Genomic DNA, 17,785 nt, shown 5'->3' with positions numbered 1-17,785 from the left:
GTCTTTGACCTTGAGTTCTGCGTGGGCGGTTCCCACGCAGATATGCATAGAGGACAAAGCCCCTGCTTATCACAGAGACTTGTTCCTCGATTTCCGAATTAAGATGAACTTGCCATCAACCCCGTTGAGTTATGCAAGTTTGGCGGCGATTTTCGCCACATGAGCGCCCTGGAACCTAGCGGCTTCCAGTTCAACCTGAGACGGCATGCGCGATCCGTCGCCATCGGTGATCGTTGAAGCTCCATAAGGAGATCCACCCTTCACCTCTTCGACACCCATTTGCCCCTGAAACGCGTATGGCAAGCCTACAACCACCATACCATGGTGAAGCAGCGTTGGTATGAAGCTGAGTATGGTCGATTCCTGTCCGCCGTGTTGGGTCGCGGAAGATGTAAATACCGAGCCTACTTTACCAACGAGCTTACCTTGCGCCCATAGGCCACCAGTCTGATCCCAGAAATTACGCATCTGCGAAGCGACTGTTCCAAAGCGCGTACCCGCGCCAACGATGATGGCGTCGTACTCAACCAGTTCCTGGACGGATGCGATCGGGGCTTCCTGGTCAAGTTTGAAATGAGAGGCTTTTGCCACGTCATCAGGAACGAGCTCCGGAACTCTCTTCACAACAGCTTCTGAACCTGCCGAGCGAATACCCTCAGCTACTGCGTAAGCCATCGTTTCAATATGGCCATATGCGGAATAATAAAGAACCAAAACCTTCGACATTGGATTTCCTTTTAAATTGGTAGCGATCAGCGAGGATACAGCACTTTCTGACGATTTATAGCGCTTAAATAGAAACACAGCGTTCAATATTTCATACTCGACGGTTTAGTTAATAATTTCTATACTGGTGAGTATGTTAATTTTTTGAGGACGCCATGCCTGACATAATAGTGCTCATTCTGGAAAATCCCGTCACATTGATTATCGCCAGAATTCTTCTAACGCTTCTCTTCTGGATGGCTGGGTTATTCGGGGTGTTTAATTTCCCCCTGGTGCTAAAGGAGATGGAAGACGCGGGGCTTAGGTTTCCAAGGACCTGCGCAGTCGCGATGATCATCTGCCAATTGCTCGGATCAGCCTTGATTATCACAAATGTCTATGGTCTAGGATGGCTTGGAGCCGGTGCGCTGGGTGTCTTCACGCTTTTGTCAATTCCTCTCGGACATCCATTCTGGAAGTTCGAGGAGCCCAAAAAGACGCATGAGTTCCAGATCGCACTTGAGCATGTGACCGTTGTGGGCGGTTTGCTGATGGCCGCGATACTCTCCTATTAACGGGATAAAAGCTGGAAATGAAACGCAGTATGAGCAAGCCCAACAGGCAAAGAGGTCGTCCAAAAGACCAGACGAAGCTCACGGCTTTGTTGAATGCTGCGCGTGATTTGTTTCTGGCAAAGGGCCTTGATGTTACGCTTGACGAAATAGCTGGGCTTGCGAATGTATCAAAGGCAACCATTTATTCTCACGTGGCGAGCAAGGAAGACCTCATCGAGGCCGTAATCCGACGAGAGTCGGACCGTACCATCACAGATGAGGAATTCCGAGCTGCCCAAAACCTTCCGATCAAGGAAGCTTTGCTTGCCTTCGGATTGCGCTATGTCAATTTCATCAACGGACGCGAGCTTTATGGATGGGACAGGTTGATTGCCTCTGCATCGGCCGCCCATCCTGAACTTCCTCGCAGGTTTTTTGATATTGGTCCGGGGCGTGGGCAGGAACTGCTTACAAACATTATAGCAAAAGCGTGCTCCCGAAATGAACTATTAGCCATAGAACCTGCAGTCGCTGCGGACAATTTGGCAGGGCTGTGGCTGGGATTTGTCAACCTCGAGATCAAGCTCGGAGTGCGTGAACCGTTGAGTAAGGAAGAGATCAGTCTAAGAGTGTCACACGGCGTCGAGCTGTTTCTCAAACTTTACGGGAACGCGGGCGCAATTGAGCGCTTTTCAGCATTTAAAGTCTGATCACATAGTCCTTACGCGTTGTTTCAATCACTTCCCATGTCCCTTTGAAGCCCGGACGGATAACGAAGCGGTCGCCAGCGATGACTTCGCGGCTCTCCCCGCCCTCTTCTGTGACAATCGAGCGGCCAGACAGGATATAGCAATATTCCCACTCATCATATTCGATGCGCCATTTTCCCGGCGAGCTTTCCCATATGCCGGCAAAGAGTTTGCCATCGGCACTTTCCTCGAAATTCCACGTCAGAAATCGCGGATCGCCCAAAAGAACGCGCTCCGGCAACGGAGCGCTTTCTTCTGGTTCCACACCATCAATATCAAAGCTGAGGAACCGGCTCATCGCATCAGACCTTGGCAAGCGCCTGTTCGATATCAGCGATAATATCATCGGCGTCTTCAATACCAATCGACAGACGAACAACATCCGGGCCAGCACCGGCGGCCACTTTCTGCTCGTCCGTCAACTGACGGTGCGTTGTGGAAGCCGGGTGAATAACCAGCGAACGTGTGTCGCCAATATTGGCCAGAAGTGAAAACAGCTCCAGACTATCGACAAACTTGACGCCAGCTTCATAACCGCTCTTGAGGCCAAAGGTAAAAACAGAACCCGCGCCCTTCGGCGAATATTTTTGTGCAAGTGCGTGATACTTGTCATGCGGGAGTCCTGCATAATTCACCCAGGACACTTTTTCATGGCCATGCAGCCATGTAGCGACCTTCAATGCATTATCCGAATGACGCTGCATACGCAGTGGCAGCGTTTCAACGCCTGTCAGGATCTGGAAGGCATTGAATGGAGAAATAGCCGGGCCGAAATCGCGCAGACCCAGAACACGCGCGGCAATCGCAAAAGAGATATTGCCAAAGGTCTTATGCAATTCAAGACCTGCATAATCGGGACGCGGTTCGGTCAGAAGCGGATAATTGCCCGACTTGGCCCAATCGAATGTACCGGCATCCACCAGAATACCGCCCATCGAATTGCCATGGCCGCCAATGAACTTGGTCAGCGAATGCACGACAATATCTGCGCCATGTTCAATCGGGCGCACAAGATAAGGTGAAGCCAGCGTATTATCGACAATCAGTGGCAGACCATGCTTGTGGGCGATTTCCGCAATCGCTTCAATGTCAACGACGATACCACCCGGATTGGCGAAGCTTTCAATAAAGATTGCACGCGTGCGATCATCAATCTGCTTTGCGAAATCGGCAGGATTGGTTGCGTCAGCCCAGCGAACCTGCCAGCCGAATGACTTAAATGATTGGCCAAACTGATTGATTGAGCCGCCGTAAAGTTGGCGCGCGGCAACAAAATTGTCACCCGGCTGAAGCAGGGTGTGAAACACTAATAGCTGCGCAGCATGTCCCGAAGCGGTTGCAACTGCCGCTGTGCCGCCTTCAAGCGCTGCAATTCGCTCTTCCAGAACCGCTGTGGTCGGGTTTGTGATGCGCGTGTAAATATTGCCAAACGCCTGAAGACCAAACAAAGATGCTGCATGATCGGCATCATCGAACACAAAGGACGTTGTTTGATAGATCGGCGTGGCACGCGCACCGGTGGTTGGATCAGGCTTTGCACCTGCATGAACGGCGAGTGTTTCGATACCGGGTGAGCGCTTAGACATGAGTTCCTCCTGACAGCCTATGCCAAATAATATGACCGGACGTTAGGCTTTGCTTGAAAGAAAGCAAAGGAAGAATTTGCGCCAAGCGACACAAATACAGAAATTAATTCCGTGGTTTAGGATTAACCAATGAGACGCGGGTATTCGATCGCAGGGCAACGATCCATGACGACTTTTATACCAGCAGCCTGAGCCTTCTTTGCTGCTTCTTCATGCACCACATCAAGCTGCGTCCAAAGAACCGTTGGCCGATGCTTCAGAGACATCATTTCATCCACAATACCGGGGAGCGCTTCCGACGCGCGAAACACATCCACCATGTCAACCGGTTCGTTGATGTCGGCAAGCTCTGCTACGACTTGCTGCCCGTGGATGGTTTTCCCCACCTGCCCCGGATTAACCGGAATAACGTGATAGCCACGGTTCAGCAGAAACTTCATGACGCCATTGCTTGGCCGCTCGGGCTTTGGGGACGCACCCAGCAACGCAATCGTTTTGACGGACTGAAGAATATCACGAATTTCGTTATCTGAAGATATCTGCATAGCGCGCCTCCAATATCATTCCGGCGTTTATTGTAAGCATACAGAAACACAGGCTTGCAAGAGCAGCCACACTCCCCCTATTCATTATTATAAGGGAGAGAAGATGAGCGACACCACCACATACCAAACGGACTTCAGTCCCGTCATGAGCATTGAAGATTTGCAGGCTTTTATGAAGCGCGAATTTCCGCAGCTTGATGAAAGTTTTAAGATCTTCGCGGTCAATGAGGGTGCTGCGACCATGCACCTGCACGCCAATGATCAGCACTTGCGTCCCGGCGGCACTGTTTCCGGCCCCTCTCTCTTTGCTCTCGCAGATGTGGCGGCTTATGCAGCGATATTGGCGCATATCGGACCTGTAGCGCTGGCAGTGACCACAAACCTTAACATCAATTTTCTGCGCAAAGCCGATCCGGGCACTGTGCAAGCCGTGGCGCGAATTCTGAAGCTCGGCAAGCGTTTGGCTGTTCTGGATGTAAGCCTTACAAGCGGTGAAACAAATGACCTCATTGCCCATGCAACGGCAACTTATTCCATTCCACCACGGTAAAAAGATAGGGTATTATAATACCTAATGCATAAGTCATTGATTTTAATTGATTTTTACGAAAGCCATGCAAAAGAAGCTCTTGACGGCCAGCTAAAACCTGTGTATCGACCCGCCCAGCACATATGGGAATCTACTTTCATATGCTGTTACGGTTGACCGTCATTACGACTGGTAAGACCAACACAAGCAACAAGAAAAGCCCGGATCGCAAGATCAGGGATTAAGTCAAGGAAGACTTCAATGGCAACTTTTTCTCAGAAGCCAGCCGAAGTGGTGAAGAAGTGGATTCTGATCGACGCAGAAGGTCTCGTCGTCGGTCGTCTCGCATCGCTCGTCGCCAATCGCCTGCGCGGTAAGCACAAAGCAACTTTCACCCCGCACGTTGACGATGGCGACAATGTCATCATCATCAATGCCGACAAGGTTGTTCTGACCGGCAAGAAGTACACCGACAAGGTTTACTACTGGCACACTGGTCACCCAGGTGGCATCAAGGAGCGTACTGCTCGCCAGATTCTCGAAGGCCGTTTCCCGGAACGCGTTCTTGAAAAGGCTATCGAGCGCATGATCCCACGTGGTCCGCTCGGCCGTCGCCAGATGAAGAACCTGCGCGTTTATGCAGGTGCAGAACATCAGCATGAAGCTCAGCAGCCCGAAGTCCTCGACGTCGCAGCGCTGAACCGCAAGAACAAAGGGAATGCATAATCATGGCTGAGCAGCTCAACTCGCTCGAAGAACTCGGCAGCATCGCATCTGCATCTGCAGAAGCCGCTCCAGTTCACGTCCAGAAGATCGACGCTCAGGGCCGCGCTTATGCTACCGGCAAGCGTAAAGACGCGATCGCTCGCGTCTGGGTCAAGCCAGGCTCTGGCAAGATCACAGTCAATGGCAAAGAATTCGCCGCATATTTCGCACGTCCGGTTCTGCAGATGATTTTGCAGCAGCCAATCGTTGCGTCAAACCGCGCTGGCCAGTTCGATGTCATCGCTACCGTTGTTGGTGGTGGTCTTTCCGGTCAGGCCGGTGCTGTTCGTCACGGCATTTCCAAGGCACTCACCTACTACGAACCAGGCCTTCGCACGGTTCTCAAGAAGGGTGGCTTCCTTACCCGTGACAGCCGCGTTGTTGAACGTAAGAAGTACGGTAAGGCTAAGGCTCGCCGTAGCTTCCAGTTCTCGAAGCGTTAATATTTATCGCTTTGGAATTACAGAAAAGCGGGCCTTCGGGTCCGCTTTTTTGCTATTGGTCGCCCGAATATAAAACTGGAATCAGTCAATGTCTTCGCAGCGCTTCGCCAACACACCCCAACCTCCCTACTTCGTTGTTTCATTCTCGTCGCAGCGTTTTCGCGATGATGATGATGGTTATGGCGAAATGGCCGACCGCATGGTCGAGCTTGCCGCACAGCAGCCCGGATATCTGGGTATTGAGAGTGCGCGCGATACGGAAGGCTTTGGCATCACCAATTCATTCTGGGCTGATGATGACAGCATCCGCGCATGGAAACGCGACGTCGATCATCTTGTGGCGCAAAAGCTGGGCCGTCAGAAGTGGTACGAAACTTATTGCGTTCGTATTGCCCGTGTAGAACGTGCTTACGGGTTTGAAGCGAAAACCGCATAAAGCAATCTCCCCTTTTGCCTCGTGAAGCGCTAAGAGAGTTGAGATGCCATACGGGAGCCGGCTATGCCCTCTAAAACGATTGACCACGCTTTTACCGCTCGCAGCCTGACAAGCGCTGCCACCGACCCCACCCATGCGGGTGTGCTGTCGTTTATGCGGCGTCTTTACAGCAAGTCGCTAAAAGGTGCTGAAGCTGTTGTCTGGGGCATTCCCTTCGATGCTGCGGTTTCAAATCGCCCCGGTGCGCGCTTTGGTCCGCAGGCCATCCGGCGTGCATCAGCGATTTTCGACAATGATCCGCAATATCCTTTTGAACGCGACCTGTTCGAAAATCTTGCTGTCATCGACTATGGCGACTGCCTGCTCGATTACGGCAATCATTACAAAACGCCCGCAACGATTGAGCGGGAAGCCGCGAAAATCCTCAAATCCGATGCGTTTTTGCTCACCCTTGGCGGTGATCATTTTATCACCTGGCCGCTACTCAAGGCCCATGCAGCAAAATATGGTCCGCTGGCGCTCGTTCAGTTCGATGCACATCAAGATACGTGGTTTGACGATGGCAAACGCATCGATCACGGCTCTTTCGTCGCGCGTGCCGTTCGTGACGGAATTATCGATCCGGACCTTTCGATCCAAATCGGCATACGCACACATGCGCCAGAAGATTGCGGTATCAAGATCATCTATGGCCACGAAGTCGAGGATATGTCGGCGCAGGCTATTGCCGATGAAATTCTCAAGCGCACCGCTGGCAAGAAGACTTATCTGACTTTCGACATTGATTGTCTTGATCCGGCCTTTGCGCCCGGAACCGGCACACCTGTTGCGGGTGGCCCGTCTTCGGCAAAGATGCTTTCCGTACTTCGCAAGCTCACAGCACTTGATTTTGTGGGTGCAGATGTTGTTGAGGTTGCACCGGCTTATGATCATGCTGATATAACGGCAATCGCAGGAGCGACCATTGCAATGTATTATCTTGGGCTTCTGGCTGAACAAAAGGCACGACGACGATAAACAAAGCTCAGAAACTGATTCAAGAAGCTCTAAAATCGATTCCGAATATTGGCGTAACTTACTGAAATCTAAAGGCAAAGCGCATGAAACCGAAAATCTTCATCGACGGCGAACACGGCACAACCGGTCTGCAAATCCGCAGCCGCCTTGCCGAACGCGACGATCTTGAAGTGATTTCCATCCCGGAAGCCGAGCGACGCAACAAGGATTTGCGCGCCGACTATCTGCGTGCTGCCGATATTGCGATCCTCTGCCTGCCGGATGATGCTTCAAAAGAAGCTGTTGCGCTGCTTGAAGGTCATAACTCGACGCGTGTCATTGATACCTCGACTGCGCATCGTATCCATGCCGACTGGGCCTATGGCTTTGCAGAGCTTGCAAAAGGACAGCGTGAACGCATTGCAGAAGCCCGTCTTGTCGCCAATCCCGGCTGCTATCCAACCGGTGCAATTGCGCTGGTGCGTCCATTGCGCGATGCGGGTCTGCTGGCGGCCGACTATCCGATCAGCGTCAACGCGGTTTCCGGCTATACGGGCGGCGGCAAACAGATGATCGCGCAGATGGAAGACAAGAGCCATCCAGAGCATCTGACGGCCAATAACTTCCTTTATGGCTTATCCTTGCACCACAAGCATGTGCCGGAACTTCAGCTGCATAGTCGTCTGGATCGTCGTCCGATTTTCAGCCCAAGCGTTGGCCGTTTTCCGCAGGGTATGATCGTTCAGGTTCCACTGTTCGTGACAGAGCTTGAAGGCAAGCCATCGCTTAAGGATGTTCATGCGGCTTTGAGCGCACATTATGCCGGTCAGGATATTGTGGACGTAGTTTCGCTAGAAGAAAGCAGCAGGCTTTCGCGTATCGATGCGGAAGAGCTTGCGGGCCAGGACGGTATGAAGCTGTTCGTGTTTGGCACCGAAGGCGACAATCAGGTCAATCTCGTGGCACTGCTTGACAATCTTGGCAAGGGTGCATCGGGTGCAGCCGTTCAGAACATGAACCTGATGCTCGGCAAATAATCCGAACATGAAATGAAAAGCCCGGCTTTAATTTAAGCCGGGCTTTTTTTAATCCTGATACGCCCCCTTGGTTGCGCGCCAGTGAGCAACAGCAAAGGCCAATACCATAAGTGCGACGAACTGGTGCGTCAGCCCCAGATCAAGCGGGACACTCATCAGAAGCGTTACAATACCAATCGCGGCCTGCACCAGAATGAGGCCCAGCAAAACGATTGCGCGGCGGGCATGCGTGGTTCCGGCTGCATTTTTCCAGACTTGAACCAAGTGCAGAATGGCAAGGACCACAACCGTATATGCAAACATACGATGCACAAACTGGACGGTCTTTGGATTTTCAAACAGATTGATCCACCATGGCGACTGAATAAACAAGTCTGACGGAATGATCGAACCATCCATCAATGGCCATGTGTTGTAGGTCAGACCGGCATGGAGGCCAGCAACCAGACCGCCCAGATAAATCTGCACCAAGACGGCAAAGACAAGCCATCCGGCAAAGCACTGGATCGCCCGCTTGGCCGGGCGTTCGGTATATTTTGCCAGACCGCGCGCGATATAAAACACGGCTGTGATGATGATACAGGCGGTTGTCAGATGGATTGCAAGGCGATACTGGCTCACACTGGTGCGCTCGCTTAAGCCCGATGCCACCATCCACCAGCCAATCGCGCCCTGAAAGCCGCCCAATGCGAGTAGACCGAGCATACGATATTTCAGCGTGGTATTAAGGCGTCCAGTCAGCCAGAAAAATGCGAGTGGGATCGCAACCAGAAAGCCCACGAAGCGCGCAAGCATACGATGCGCCCATTCCCACCAGAAAATGGACTGGAATGCTTCCAGTGACATGCCCTTGTTGATCTGCTGATATTGCGGAATCTGGCGATATTTATCGAATTCTTCCAGCCATTCTGCATGATTGAGCGGTGGAATAACGCCATGAATGGGTTTCCATTCGGTGATCGACAGACCCGAGCCAGTCATGCGGGTTGCACCGCCAACCATGACAATCGCAATCAGCACGACGAAAACCGCATAAAGCCAATAACGGATCAGCCTGCGATTGTTCTCATCGCTTTGTCGAACGGAAACTGCCGTCATGCCATCTCATCCTTAAATTTCAGATCAGGGATACATGCCGCATAGGCGATAGCGTTACAAGACAAGTTCTCGCGACATGCCGACGCGTTTTCGCTTCCTTTGCACCTGCTCACGAGCTAGTGATGACAAATAAAGAGGAGAATGACATGCCCGTTCGGCTGAAAAAACTCATAGGCACGCTTCTGCTGGTCGCCCTTGTGATCGTCTATGCAGTTTTTGCAACAATCATCGCCGTCGCGCAGCTCGCAGAGTCACCCGCGTGGGTTCATCTGCTCTATTTCCTGTTCACAGGCGTTCTCTGGGTGGTGCCTGCCATGGGGATCATCTGGTGGATGGCGCAGCCCCCACGACCAAAGCGCCATTGATTGATAACCGGGACGAAAAAGCAGCCTTCGGCACCGAAAATGCGGCTATACGAAGGAATAATGCGATCTTGGCGTGAAATCAGGTTCGGGAGGCCGCATCCCAATATCTGAGCCGACTGCCTGACGAGAATTATCCATCATAATAATCACATCCTCATAGCCATCCTGATCCATATCAAGGGCTGCGATAATCACGCTGTTATCGTCCGGTTCGACAACATTCATGATGACCACTGCCGGACCATCGGCTATGCGGCGTATCTGGCGTGATGTGGATGGGCCACATTCAGTCACCACAAAATCATAGACCGTTTCGAGTGCGTCCAGAATATATGGCAGCCGATCTGCGGACCGCATGGCGTTTTCCGGCCTGACCCTGCCAAGCGGCATGATATGCGCCTGAGAATAATGATCCGCATGGATGACATCGTTGAAGCGGCACTCACCGGCAAGAAGCTCGGTAATTCCAGCGCAATTGTTGCCATCAAGCATAACCAGACCAAGCGTGCCATGGGCGGTCATATCGATCAGAATCGCACGCTTGCCGCGATCCGCAATTTCTCGCACAAGTTTCACCGTTGCAGCCGATGCATTGTCACCTTCGGGTGAAACAGCGATAACACGCTTCAACGTGCCTGCCATAAGGCGATCGGCAACGAATTTCACACTATGTGGATTTTCATCCGCGATAACCGAAGTGCCTGACATGAGAGGCGAAGTCCATCGCTGCACTGGCTGATCCTCCGAAGCAGGAGCAAACGCCATGCCGGTTGCAACCGCAATCACCGGCATGGCAACTTCTTCGACCGTTGCAAAACGACGCTCATCAGCGCTCACCCGAGCACGGGCGTTCAACACTTCACGAAACAGAACGAAGGCCGAGAGCAAAAGCAGCCCCACAACAAAGGTTGCGCTAACAATCGGTAAGGTTTTGGGAGTGTAAGGCGCGGCAGGCACATCAGCGCGGGCTAATATCCGAGCATATGGCGAGGCACCATTGCTGCGCGCGTGTGCCGCGGCTTCGCGATAGCGCGTCTGATAGGTTTCAAGAAGCTGACGCTGGGTGGCCGCTTCAAGCTCAAGAGCGCGACGTTCCACTTTCTGCGTCCCGGCTTGCGTTTCCTGCGCCCTAAGCCGATTTAACGTAGCTGTGAGTTCATCTTCATGCAGTTTTGCAGCATTTATCTCATCGTTGAGGCTTGCAAGCAGTTTGCGTTCTTCCGCCTTGATCTGATGCTCAACATCAACAAGCTGCGATCTCAGGGCTTTAATACGTGGATGCTCCTCAAGCAGCGTCAAAGAGAGATCAGCAATCTGTGAATTGAGTTCAATACGACGTTCTGCCAGCCGTTGCATCGTGCCCGACGTAACATCAACAGGCAAAGCATCACCATCAACCCCGGACGCAATCGCCTGACGCACAGCCTCGGCGCGTGCTTCCAATGCCGCGCGATCAGCGCGCAAACGTGTGAGTTGGCTTCTCACTTCTACGATTTTCTCGGGCGCAATCGAACTGTTGGCCTGCGCTGCCAGCGGCACTTTTGCAGCCCGATAAGCCGCAATCTTTGCTTCTGAAGCGTGGACCTTGCCGCGCAAGCCCTCAATCTCCTGCGCAAGCCAACCCCTTGCGTCATCATAGGATTCGAGCCTTGCTGTATCATGCAGCGCGATATATGCCTCAGCTACAGCGTTGGCGATCTCTGCGGCTTTGTTTGCATTTGAAGACGCATATTGCACAATGATCGCACTTGATCCGGTATCGCTGAAAACCTGCAAGTTCTGACGCAGCTTTTGCAAAACACGTTCGTCCGGCGACTGGTCAGCCGGATCATCGTGCATGCCAAGAAGAATCAACACGCGCGTCCAAGGCTTTATATTTGTTGCGGTAAATGCCGCTTCTTCAGCAAGATTGAGCCTGTCAGAGACCTGTTTGAGCAAGGCACCGGAAGTGAGAACCTCGACCTGAGTTTTCATCCCTTCCGGATCCATGAGCGGCCGCTTGGTCGTTGTTTCACCATTAAGACGCGCAACCCCCGGCTCGCGTGATTCAATCAGGATACGGGCTTGAGCGCGGTAGTCAGGCACAATGAGAAGGCAAACAATCCACGCCAGAATGGCAAGAGCGATCGCACCACCAAAAATCAACAGCCAATTGCGGCGCAAGCTCGCAAAAAGCGCACCAATATCAATGTCTATATGTTTCGACAGGCCATCAATCAGGGACATTTCGGTACTCCGCCCGATACCCGTCTTTGCAGTATCGCGCAATCATCCTCGCCTATTCACAGGAATGAGGCCTATTTCTTTTCTAAAAGTAAACGAACAAGGTAACCAGAGCGTTAAACCGCGAGGTTAGTGGTCTCTGTTTGTAGGCATGTCCTTAACCTGAAACCGGCTCCCGTTTTTGGCAGTTATGCTTTGGAATTCCCCCTGCTTACGACAAGTTTTTTTCACCACAAGTGAGGTTCTTTACCAGCCATTAACCCTAATCAATCGATAACATCATTCAGAGCATTTGGATCTTTTGACCCGAATCTGTGATGGGGCAATGCTTTTCGGAAGAAACCGAGGCGAAAATGACGATGCAGAAAACTCATAGACAGCGCGGAGGCCAAATGGCTCTTGTTGCGCTCGGCCTTGCGGCGATGATGCTTTCCGCATGTTCAAGCTATCGCCCTGCCCCGCCCGCCTTTCATGCCGCGCTAACCGAACCCTATCTGCTCAATGCCGGTGATCGTGTGCGCATTACAGTGTTTGAACAAGCAAGCCTGACCAATAATTACAGTGTCGATCAGTCCGGTTATATCGCATTTCCGCTTGTTGGCAGCGTTCCGGCGAGCGGCAAGACCGTCAAGCAGCTTGAAGGAATTATCGCGTCAAAACTGCGCGGTGGTTATTTGCGCGATCCTGATGTGAGCGTTGAAGTTGACCGCTATCGTCCGATCTTCATCATGGGTGAAGTGGGCGGCTCGGGCCAATATTCCTACGTCCCGGGGATGACGGTGCAAAAGGCAATTGCGGCGGCGGGCGGTTTTTCGCCACGCGCCAATCAGGAAAATGTCGATATCACCCGCACAATCAACGAAAAGGTTATTACGGGGCGCGTGTTGATCACTGATCCGGTCCTGCCCGGTGACACAATTTATGTGCGCGAGCGTCTGTTCTGATGGCGATCAATGTCTGATGACGCACGTTTGCCGATCACCCACTGTTTTCGCAAATCCGCGGGTCGCTTGCTCCGCCGTGGCTGCGATCTCATCGACAAACAGCAATATATCGGCATCGGTGACGTTCGAGCCGCCGACAAAGCCCATCGCATCATCAAGAAATTGCAGTCGGACACCCTGCACGGACGAGGCGCCCAAGGCGGCGTTTTTACCTGCCTGTCCGGCTCAGCTCTACGGGTTTTTAAGTCTCGCGTAGCCCGTATCCATTCACCGCTAGGCGGTCGCCTGCACTTCGACAAAAAACGCCGTAGCCCAGCTGCGTTTTTAATCGAAAAATTGCTGGCATCGCCATGTGGTCGCCCATTCTATAGAATTGGTTTACCGTCTGGCACGATCCTGACACTCTCAGAGCGATCGTGCATTTTTAATCAGTATTTCCTTAGGATTTACGGCTAAATATGCGCAGGCGCTTGGGACCGTGGGAGCAAAACTTTGCGGAATACTGATATGACTTCTCCAGTTGATCCGGAAAAAAACAAGCCCGATCAGCAGGACCGTTCCAGGTCGCAGGAACAGGTCGAGCTCAATCCTATGGCGCGCCAGATGGCTGAGCAATATGCGCGTGACCCACTGTCTCCGAGCATGTTCAGCGGTGTCATACGTCTTATTGAATTCGCGATCATTCTTATAACAGGTATCGTCAGTCTTGCTTCCTATGTCAGCTTCAGCACGCCGCATATCGCTTATTATTTCCTCGTTATGATCGTCAGCGGCGCACTGTTTGTGCTGCTTATGGAAATGAACAATGGATACCAGATCCATATTCTGCGTAGTCCAAGCCGCCATCTGAAACGGGTTTTCATGACATGGGCGACAATATTGGGGCTTGTGGCCGTTACGGGCTTCCTGTTCAAGGTTTCTTCCGACTTCTCGCGTGCGTGGTTCCTGATCTGGGCGCTGAGTGGGCTGATTATCCTCATGATCTCGCGCCTGTTCGTCTCATGGCGTATTCGCCGCTGGGCGCGCAACGGCATTATGGAGCGGCGCGCAGTCATTGTCGGTGGTGGCCCCAATGCCGAAGCGCTGATCCGTTCGCTGGAACAACAAGCCGATAATGATATCCGTATTTGCGGCATTTTTGATGACCGCGATGACAAGCGATCCCCACCGGTGGTTGCAGGCTATCCCAAGCTCGGCAATATCAAGGAATTAATCGAATTTGCACGTATAGCGCATATCGACATGCTTATTGTGTCGCTGCCTATCAGCGCTGAAGAGCGCATTCTTACGATCCTGAACAAGCTCTGGGTTCTGCCCGTCGATATACGCTTGTCGGCGCTCAACAGTCACATCCGGTTTCGACCGCGCGCCTATTCCTATATTGGCACCGTGCCGATGCTCGATATTTTCGACAAGCCGATCAATGACTGGGATTCGGTCGCCAAGCGCATTTTTGATATCGTATTCAGCCTGCTTGGCATTATCTTTCTTTCTCCCATCATGCTTGCAACAGCGATTGCCATCAAGCTGGACAGCAAAGGCCCCGTGCTTTTCAAGCAAAAGCGCCATGGCTTTAACAATGAAATTATCAATGTCTGGAAATTCCGCTCAATGTATACTGAGCAAACCGATGCGACTGCACGCAATGCTGTGAGCAGAAACGATCCGCGCGTAACGCGGGTGGGTAGATTTATTCGCAAGGCATCCATTGATGAATTACCGCAGTTCTTCAATTCACTGTCCGGTTCGCTATCACTTGTCGGCCCGCGTCCGCATGCGGTCGCAGCGCATTCGCACAATGTGCTTTTTAATGAAGTTGTCGATGGGTATTTCGCCCGTCATCGTGTGAAACCGGGCGTAACAGGCTGGGCACAGATCAATGGCTGGCGCGGTGAAATCGACAATGAAGACAAGATCAGGATGCGCACAGAATTTGATCTCTACTACATCGAAAACTGGTCCCTCTGGTTCGATCTGAAAATCCTGTTTCTCACACCGGTCAGACTTCTCAATACGGAAAACGCCTATTGAGCGCGGCAATTAGAGCATTTCCTGTTTGGATTGAGCCATTGGAAATGCTCTAATTATTTGTCTGTTTTCACGCATTATCCCACGCAAAACCGCTTCGCACTTTTGCTGGAAATGCCTTTCCCTGCTTTCACGCATTATCCCGCGCAAAACCGCTTCGCACTTTTGCTGGAAATGCTCTATTACCGGCGCCGTGGGCGCGCTATATCATGGGCAAATCAGGAAAACTTACTGAATTCTATAACGAAATCACGAACACCGGAGGCCAGAAACTGCACGGCTACACAAGTCAGCAGAAAGCCCATAATTTTCGTTACAGCCTGCATCCCATGCTCACCTAACGCTTTCTCAATCCAGCTTGCAGATGAGAGGGCGACATATGCAATGCCAACGACAATCGCGATGCCAATGGCGATGATAATGTATCCCAGAACGTTATGATCCGTCGGAACCTGAGATGAAAAACTCATCACGACAGCAATTGAGCCCGGACCTGCAAGGCTCGGCATTGCCAGAGGTGAAAACGAGTAATCCAGATCAGCTTTCTTAATATCGACCGGTGCCGCATCCACTTCAGATGATGTGTCCTCGCCTGAAAAAATCATGCGAAGCGCCAGGATCATGATGATAATGCCACCCGCGACACGAATCCCCGGCATAGATATGCTAAAAAGCGAGATAATTCCGTTCCCCAGCAGCATGAACACGATAAGGATCGAAAATGCATAAATGCAGGCTTTCCGTGCTTGCGCTCGCTTATTCTCTGCACTCATTCGCTTTGTCAGCGACATATATATCGGAATTGTCGTCAGAGGATTCATAATAGGCAGCAAGCCAATCACGACAATCGATACATATTTTATGATTTCAACCAATAAGCTCATTTAAGAAGCCTTACATATAAACCGTTTATTGAACAGCGAATTGATGAATTTTTATAACAAGATAGCCATCAATGACACCCGCCATTTTTCGATTTTATTGTGAGCACACAAGTATGATTGAAACACACATGAAAATAAGTTCTAATTACGTTGTTTCAAAAAGCAGGAAATTTTTAAAGTCAGTCTTTAAAAAGAAAGCCAAATATACTTCATCAAAACGGATCGTTAATCACCCCCCTTTGCACGATCCTCATCAATTGCATAAAAGTTAAACTGCCCCTGTCACGACAGGGGCCTTTTTATTCAACCCGACCGAAGATCAGACTAAAACATACTTGCATTATTAAAGGAAAATGGTCGGAGCGGCGGGATTCGAACCCACGACCCCTTGACCCCCAGAATTAATATTTGTGTTTCAGAACATTTCCGTATGTTTCATAATGCATTGTTATATATTGATTATTTTCGTTCTCAGCATCATATTGTTTCCGTGAGTTTAGTGTCATTAATCGCTTCGGTGGCGACACGGTGGCTACACAGCAGCAGTTCGAGCTTTAAGACAAGGGGTCACCGGTGCCAACAATTAAGATAACCAGGAAGGCCGTTTCAAACCTTCCAATCGTGGAAAAGCCGACCATTTTTTACGATACCGATTTGAAAGGTTTTGGCATACGCCTTATGCCCTCGGGTGTAAAATCTTGGATATTGGAATACCGTCCAGGCGTCGGCGGCCGTGGTGTTGCTAAGAAGCGCATCAAGATTGGGACGCCCGCCACGCACTCGCCGGAAGATGCGCGGGATGAGGCAGCTCGAACTCTGGCTCGTGTAACGCTCGGCGGAGACCCGGCTGCTGCGAGATCCGAAGAGCGTGGAGCGCTGACGATTAAAGAGATTTCCGAACTTTATTTGGAAAAGCACGTTGAAGCGAAACGGAAAGCCAGTACCGCCAGCTTTTACAAGCATGTGATAGATACGCACATTGTTCCCAATATCGGATCAATGCGCGGTTCAATGGTGACGCGGCCAGATGTAGCTCGGATGCAGTCGTCTATTTCAAAGCGGAAAGACAACAAGGGCGGTAAGATGATTTCTAATCGGGCACTTGCTGTCTTATCTGCAATGTACGGCTGGGCTGACGGCGAAGGCTTGGTTCCGGAGGGCCACAACCCAGTGATGAAAGTGGAGCGTTACCGAGAGCAATCGAAGGAGAGATTTCTTACCAAGGAAGAAATGTCCGCGCTTGGCGCTGCGCTGATAGAGGCTGAGACGATTGGCGTGCCCTACTCTGTCGATCTTACGAAAGAAAAATCGAAGCACGCGCCGAAGGAGGAGAACCGCAGGGTTAAGTTCTCTCCCCATGTTACCGCTGCAATCCGTCTGTTGCTTCTCACTGGCTGCCGGCTTCGCGAGATTCTTCATCTTGAGTGGCGCGATGTAGACTTCGAAAGAGGCATGCTTTTTCTGGCTGATAGCAAGACCGGCAAGAAGACCGTGGTTCTGTCAACCGCTGCAATCGATGTTCTGAAAGCAATCACGCGTGTTGGAAAATATGTGATCGCGTCAGAAAGCGCCGGCACCGAAGAGGAAAAACCCCGCGCCGATCTTAAAAGGCCTTGGGGCGCAATATCAAAGCGCGCTGGTCTGGACGGTGTGCGATTGCATGACCTACGCCACTCCTTTGCCTCGGTTGGAGCTGCAGGCGGTCTTGGCCTTCCAATCCTTGGTAAGCTTCTCGGTCATGCTGATGTTAAAACAACAGAGAAATACGCCCACCTCGCAGCTGATCCGGTCCGGAGGGCTGCCGATCTGATCGCGGATGAAATAGCAATTGCAATGAGAGGTATATGATGGCGCCTTTACCGAAGAGCTTTAGCATTCCAGCTATACCCATAAGATCT

Annotated in this window: 20 protein-coding genes; 12 read left to right on the top strand and 8 right to left on the bottom strand. The window is 51.5% G+C overall.

All coding sequences use genetic code 11. The features are described from left to right. Window positions 1–129: 129 nt before the first annotated feature. Complete coding sequence (gene wrbA, locus OPR82_RS05385; protein ID WP_265983467.1) at window positions 130–726, bottom strand: NAD(P)H:quinone oxidoreductase type IV; 597 nt, start codon at window positions 724–726, stop codon at window positions 130–132. A gap of 155 nt (window positions 727–881) precedes the next feature. Here wrbA and OPR82_RS05380 point away from each other — a divergent pair, with 155 nt between their 5' ends. Next, window positions 882–1,280 (top strand): DoxX family protein, encoded by a 399-nt coding sequence (locus tag OPR82_RS05380; protein ID WP_265983466.1) that lies wholly within the window; start codon window positions 882–884, stop codon window positions 1,278–1,280. Window positions 1,281–1,366: 86 nt separating this feature from the next. Continuing rightward, window positions 1,367–1,969 (top strand): TetR/AcrR family transcriptional regulator, encoded by a 603-nt coding sequence (locus OPR82_RS05375; protein ID WP_265983464.1) that lies wholly within the window; start codon window positions 1,367–1,369, stop codon window positions 1,967–1,969. On the opposite strand, the gene OPR82_RS05370 is transcribed toward OPR82_RS05375, so the two are convergent. The 3 genes from OPR82_RS05370 to OPR82_RS05360 all read right to left on the bottom strand — a co-directional run bounded on the left by OPR82_RS05370 (window position 1,959) and on the right by OPR82_RS05360 (window position 4,139). After that, complete coding sequence (locus tag OPR82_RS05370; RefSeq protein ID WP_265983463.1) at window positions 1,959–2,306, bottom strand: cupin domain-containing protein; 348 nt, start codon at window positions 2,304–2,306, stop codon at window positions 1,959–1,961. The genes OPR82_RS05375 and OPR82_RS05370 overlap by 11 nt on opposite strands. Window positions 2,307–2,310: 4 nt before the next feature. Then, window positions 2,311–3,594, bottom strand: a complete 1,284-nt coding sequence (locus tag OPR82_RS05365; RefSeq protein ID WP_265983462.1) for an O-acetylhomoserine aminocarboxypropyltransferase — start codon at window positions 3,592–3,594, stop codon at window positions 2,311–2,313. Window positions 3,595–3,716: 122 nt separating this feature from the next. Further along, window positions 3,717–4,139: a CoA-binding protein gene (locus tag OPR82_RS05360; RefSeq protein WP_265983461.1), complete on the bottom strand. Its 423-nt coding sequence runs from the start codon at window positions 4,137–4,139 to the stop codon at window positions 3,717–3,719. A gap of 103 nt (window positions 4,140–4,242) precedes the next feature. On the opposite strand from OPR82_RS05360, the gene OPR82_RS05355 reads away from it, so the two are divergent. From OPR82_RS05355 to argC, 6 genes are all read left to right on the top strand, one after another. After that, the gene (locus OPR82_RS05355; RefSeq protein ID WP_265983460.1) at window positions 4,243–4,689 is read left to right on the top strand and encodes a PaaI family thioesterase; all 447 of its coding nucleotides are present in this window, start codon (window positions 4,243–4,245) and stop codon (window positions 4,687–4,689) included. A gap of 240 nt (window positions 4,690–4,929) precedes the next feature. Continuing rightward, window positions 4,930–5,394 (top strand): 50S ribosomal protein L13, encoded by a 465-nt coding sequence (rplM, locus tag OPR82_RS05350; RefSeq protein ID WP_007874511.1) that lies wholly within the window; start codon window positions 4,930–4,932, stop codon window positions 5,392–5,394. A gap of 2 nt (window positions 5,395–5,396) precedes the next feature. Continuing rightward, window positions 5,397–5,876: a 30S ribosomal protein S9 gene (gene rpsI, locus OPR82_RS05345; RefSeq protein WP_094506946.1), complete on the top strand. Its 480-nt coding sequence runs from the start codon at window positions 5,397–5,399 to the stop codon at window positions 5,874–5,876. 88 nt (window positions 5,877–5,964) lie between these two features. Next, window positions 5,965–6,312: an antibiotic biosynthesis monooxygenase family protein gene (locus OPR82_RS05340; protein ID WP_265983456.1), complete on the top strand. Its 348-nt coding sequence runs from the start codon at window positions 5,965–5,967 to the stop codon at window positions 6,310–6,312. Between the two features lie 63 nt (window positions 6,313–6,375). Beyond that, window positions 6,376–7,329 (top strand): agmatinase, encoded by a 954-nt coding sequence (speB, locus tag OPR82_RS05335; RefSeq protein WP_265983455.1) that lies wholly within the window; start codon window positions 6,376–6,378, stop codon window positions 7,327–7,329. Window positions 7,330–7,412: 83 nt separating this feature from the next. Next, window positions 7,413–8,345 (top strand): N-acetyl-gamma-glutamyl-phosphate reductase, encoded by a 933-nt coding sequence (gene argC, locus OPR82_RS05330; RefSeq protein WP_265983453.1) that lies wholly within the window; start codon window positions 7,413–7,415, stop codon window positions 8,343–8,345. A 48-nt stretch (window positions 8,346–8,393) separates the two neighbouring features. Here the strand turns inward: argC and OPR82_RS05325 are convergent, their stop codons facing one another. Further along, entirely contained in the window at window positions 8,394–9,443 is a 1,050-nt protein-coding gene (locus OPR82_RS05325; RefSeq protein WP_265983451.1) for a COX15/CtaA family protein, read from the bottom strand. Between the two features lie 146 nt (window positions 9,444–9,589). Here OPR82_RS05325 and OPR82_RS05320 point away from each other — a divergent pair, with 146 nt between their 5' ends. After that, window positions 9,590–9,808, top strand: coding sequence for a DUF2842 domain-containing protein (locus OPR82_RS05320; RefSeq protein ID WP_265983449.1), 219 nt, complete (start codon window positions 9,590–9,592; stop codon window positions 9,806–9,808). 45 nt (window positions 9,809–9,853) lie between these two features. Here the strand turns inward: OPR82_RS05320 and OPR82_RS05315 are convergent, their stop codons facing one another. Further along, window positions 9,854–12,034 carry a GumC family protein gene (locus tag OPR82_RS05315; RefSeq protein WP_265983447.1) on the bottom strand — a complete coding sequence of 727 codons (2,181 nt, stop codon included), beginning with the start codon at window positions 12,032–12,034 and terminating at the stop codon, window positions 9,854–9,856. Window positions 12,035–12,390: 356 nt separating this feature from the next. Here OPR82_RS05315 and OPR82_RS05310 point away from each other — a divergent pair, with 356 nt between their 5' ends. Beyond that, a complete protein-coding gene (locus OPR82_RS05310) occupies window positions 12,391–12,975 on the top strand; it encodes a polysaccharide biosynthesis/export family protein (protein ID WP_323054531.1) in 585 nt (194 codons plus the stop codon). Window positions 12,976–12,981: 6 nt separating this feature from the next. Here the strand turns inward: OPR82_RS05310 and OPR82_RS05305 are convergent, their stop codons facing one another. Beyond that, window positions 12,982–13,158 (bottom strand): hypothetical protein, encoded by a 177-nt coding sequence (locus OPR82_RS05305; RefSeq protein ID WP_265983445.1) that lies wholly within the window; start codon window positions 13,156–13,158, stop codon window positions 12,982–12,984. Window positions 13,159–13,467: 309 nt separating this feature from the next. Here OPR82_RS05305 and OPR82_RS05300 point away from each other — a divergent pair, with 309 nt between their 5' ends. Next, window positions 13,468–15,006, top strand: a complete 1,539-nt coding sequence (locus tag OPR82_RS05300; protein ID WP_396996941.1) for an undecaprenyl-phosphate glucose phosphotransferase — start codon at window positions 13,468–13,470, stop codon at window positions 15,004–15,006. 215 nt (window positions 15,007–15,221) lie between these two features. Here OPR82_RS05300 and OPR82_RS05295 read toward each other — a convergent pair whose 3' ends face one another. Continuing rightward, a complete protein-coding gene (locus tag OPR82_RS05295) occupies window positions 15,222–15,887 on the bottom strand; it encodes a MarC family NAAT transporter (protein WP_265983443.1) in 666 nt (221 codons plus the stop codon). A 621-nt stretch (window positions 15,888–16,508) separates the two neighbouring features. Here OPR82_RS05295 and OPR82_RS05290 point away from each other — a divergent pair. Beyond that, on the top strand, window positions 16,509–17,735 hold the full coding sequence (locus tag OPR82_RS05290) for a tyrosine-type recombinase/integrase (protein ID WP_407673207.1): 1,227 nt from the start codon (window positions 16,509–16,511) through the stop codon (window positions 17,733–17,735). Window positions 17,736–17,785 lie beyond the last annotated feature (50 nt).

Source organism: Ochrobactrum chromiisoli (assembly GCF_026241335.1).
Taxonomy (GTDB): Bacteria; Pseudomonadota; Alphaproteobacteria; order Rhizobiales; family Rhizobiaceae; genus Brucella; species Brucella chromiisoli.
This window is presented reverse-complemented; position numbering and strand designations above follow the sequence as displayed.

Coding starts and splice junctions, on each gene's coding strand:
- wrbA (WP_265983467.1), bottom strand. CDS start 726: ATGTCGAAGGTTTTGGTTCTTTATTATTCCGCATATGGCCATATTGAA.
- OPR82_RS05380 (WP_265983466.1), top strand. CDS start 882: ATGCCTGACATAATAGTGCTCATTCTGGAAAATCCCGTCACATTGATT.
- OPR82_RS05370 (WP_265983463.1), bottom strand. CDS start 2,306: ATGAGCCGGTTCCTCAGCTTTGATATTGATGGTGTGGAACCAGAAGAA.
- OPR82_RS05365 (WP_265983462.1), bottom strand. CDS start 3,594: ATGTCTAAGCGCTCACCCGGTATCGAAACACTCGCCGTTCATGCAGGT.
- OPR82_RS05360 (WP_265983461.1), bottom strand. CDS start 4,139: ATGCAGATATCTTCAGATAACGAAATTCGTGATATTCTTCAGTCCGTC.
- OPR82_RS05355 (WP_265983460.1), top strand. CDS start 4,243: ATGAGCGACACCACCACATACCAAACGGACTTCAGTCCCGTCATGAGC.
- rplM (WP_007874511.1), top strand. CDS start 4,930: ATGGCAACTTTTTCTCAGAAGCCAGCCGAAGTGGTGAAGAAGTGGATT.
- rpsI (WP_094506946.1), top strand. CDS start 5,397: ATGGCTGAGCAGCTCAACTCGCTCGAAGAACTCGGCAGCATCGCATCT.
- OPR82_RS05340 (WP_265983456.1), top strand. CDS start 5,965: ATGTCTTCGCAGCGCTTCGCCAACACACCCCAACCTCCCTACTTCGTT.
- speB (WP_265983455.1), top strand. CDS start 6,376: ATGCCCTCTAAAACGATTGACCACGCTTTTACCGCTCGCAGCCTGACA.
- argC (WP_265983453.1), top strand. CDS start 7,413: ATGAAACCGAAAATCTTCATCGACGGCGAACACGGCACAACCGGTCTG.
- OPR82_RS05325 (WP_265983451.1), bottom strand. CDS start 9,443: ATGACGGCAGTTTCCGTTCGACAAAGCGATGAGAACAATCGCAGGCTG.
- OPR82_RS05320 (WP_265983449.1), top strand. CDS start 9,590: ATGCCCGTTCGGCTGAAAAAACTCATAGGCACGCTTCTGCTGGTCGCC.
- OPR82_RS05315 (WP_265983447.1), bottom strand. CDS start 12,034: ATGTCCCTGATTGATGGCCTGTCGAAACATATAGACATTGATATTGGT.
- OPR82_RS05310 (WP_323054531.1), top strand. CDS start 12,391: ATGCAGAAAACTCATAGACAGCGCGGAGGCCAAATGGCTCTTGTTGCG.
- OPR82_RS05295 (WP_265983443.1), bottom strand. CDS start 15,887: ATGAGCTTATTGGTTGAAATCATAAAATATGTATCGATTGTCGTGATT.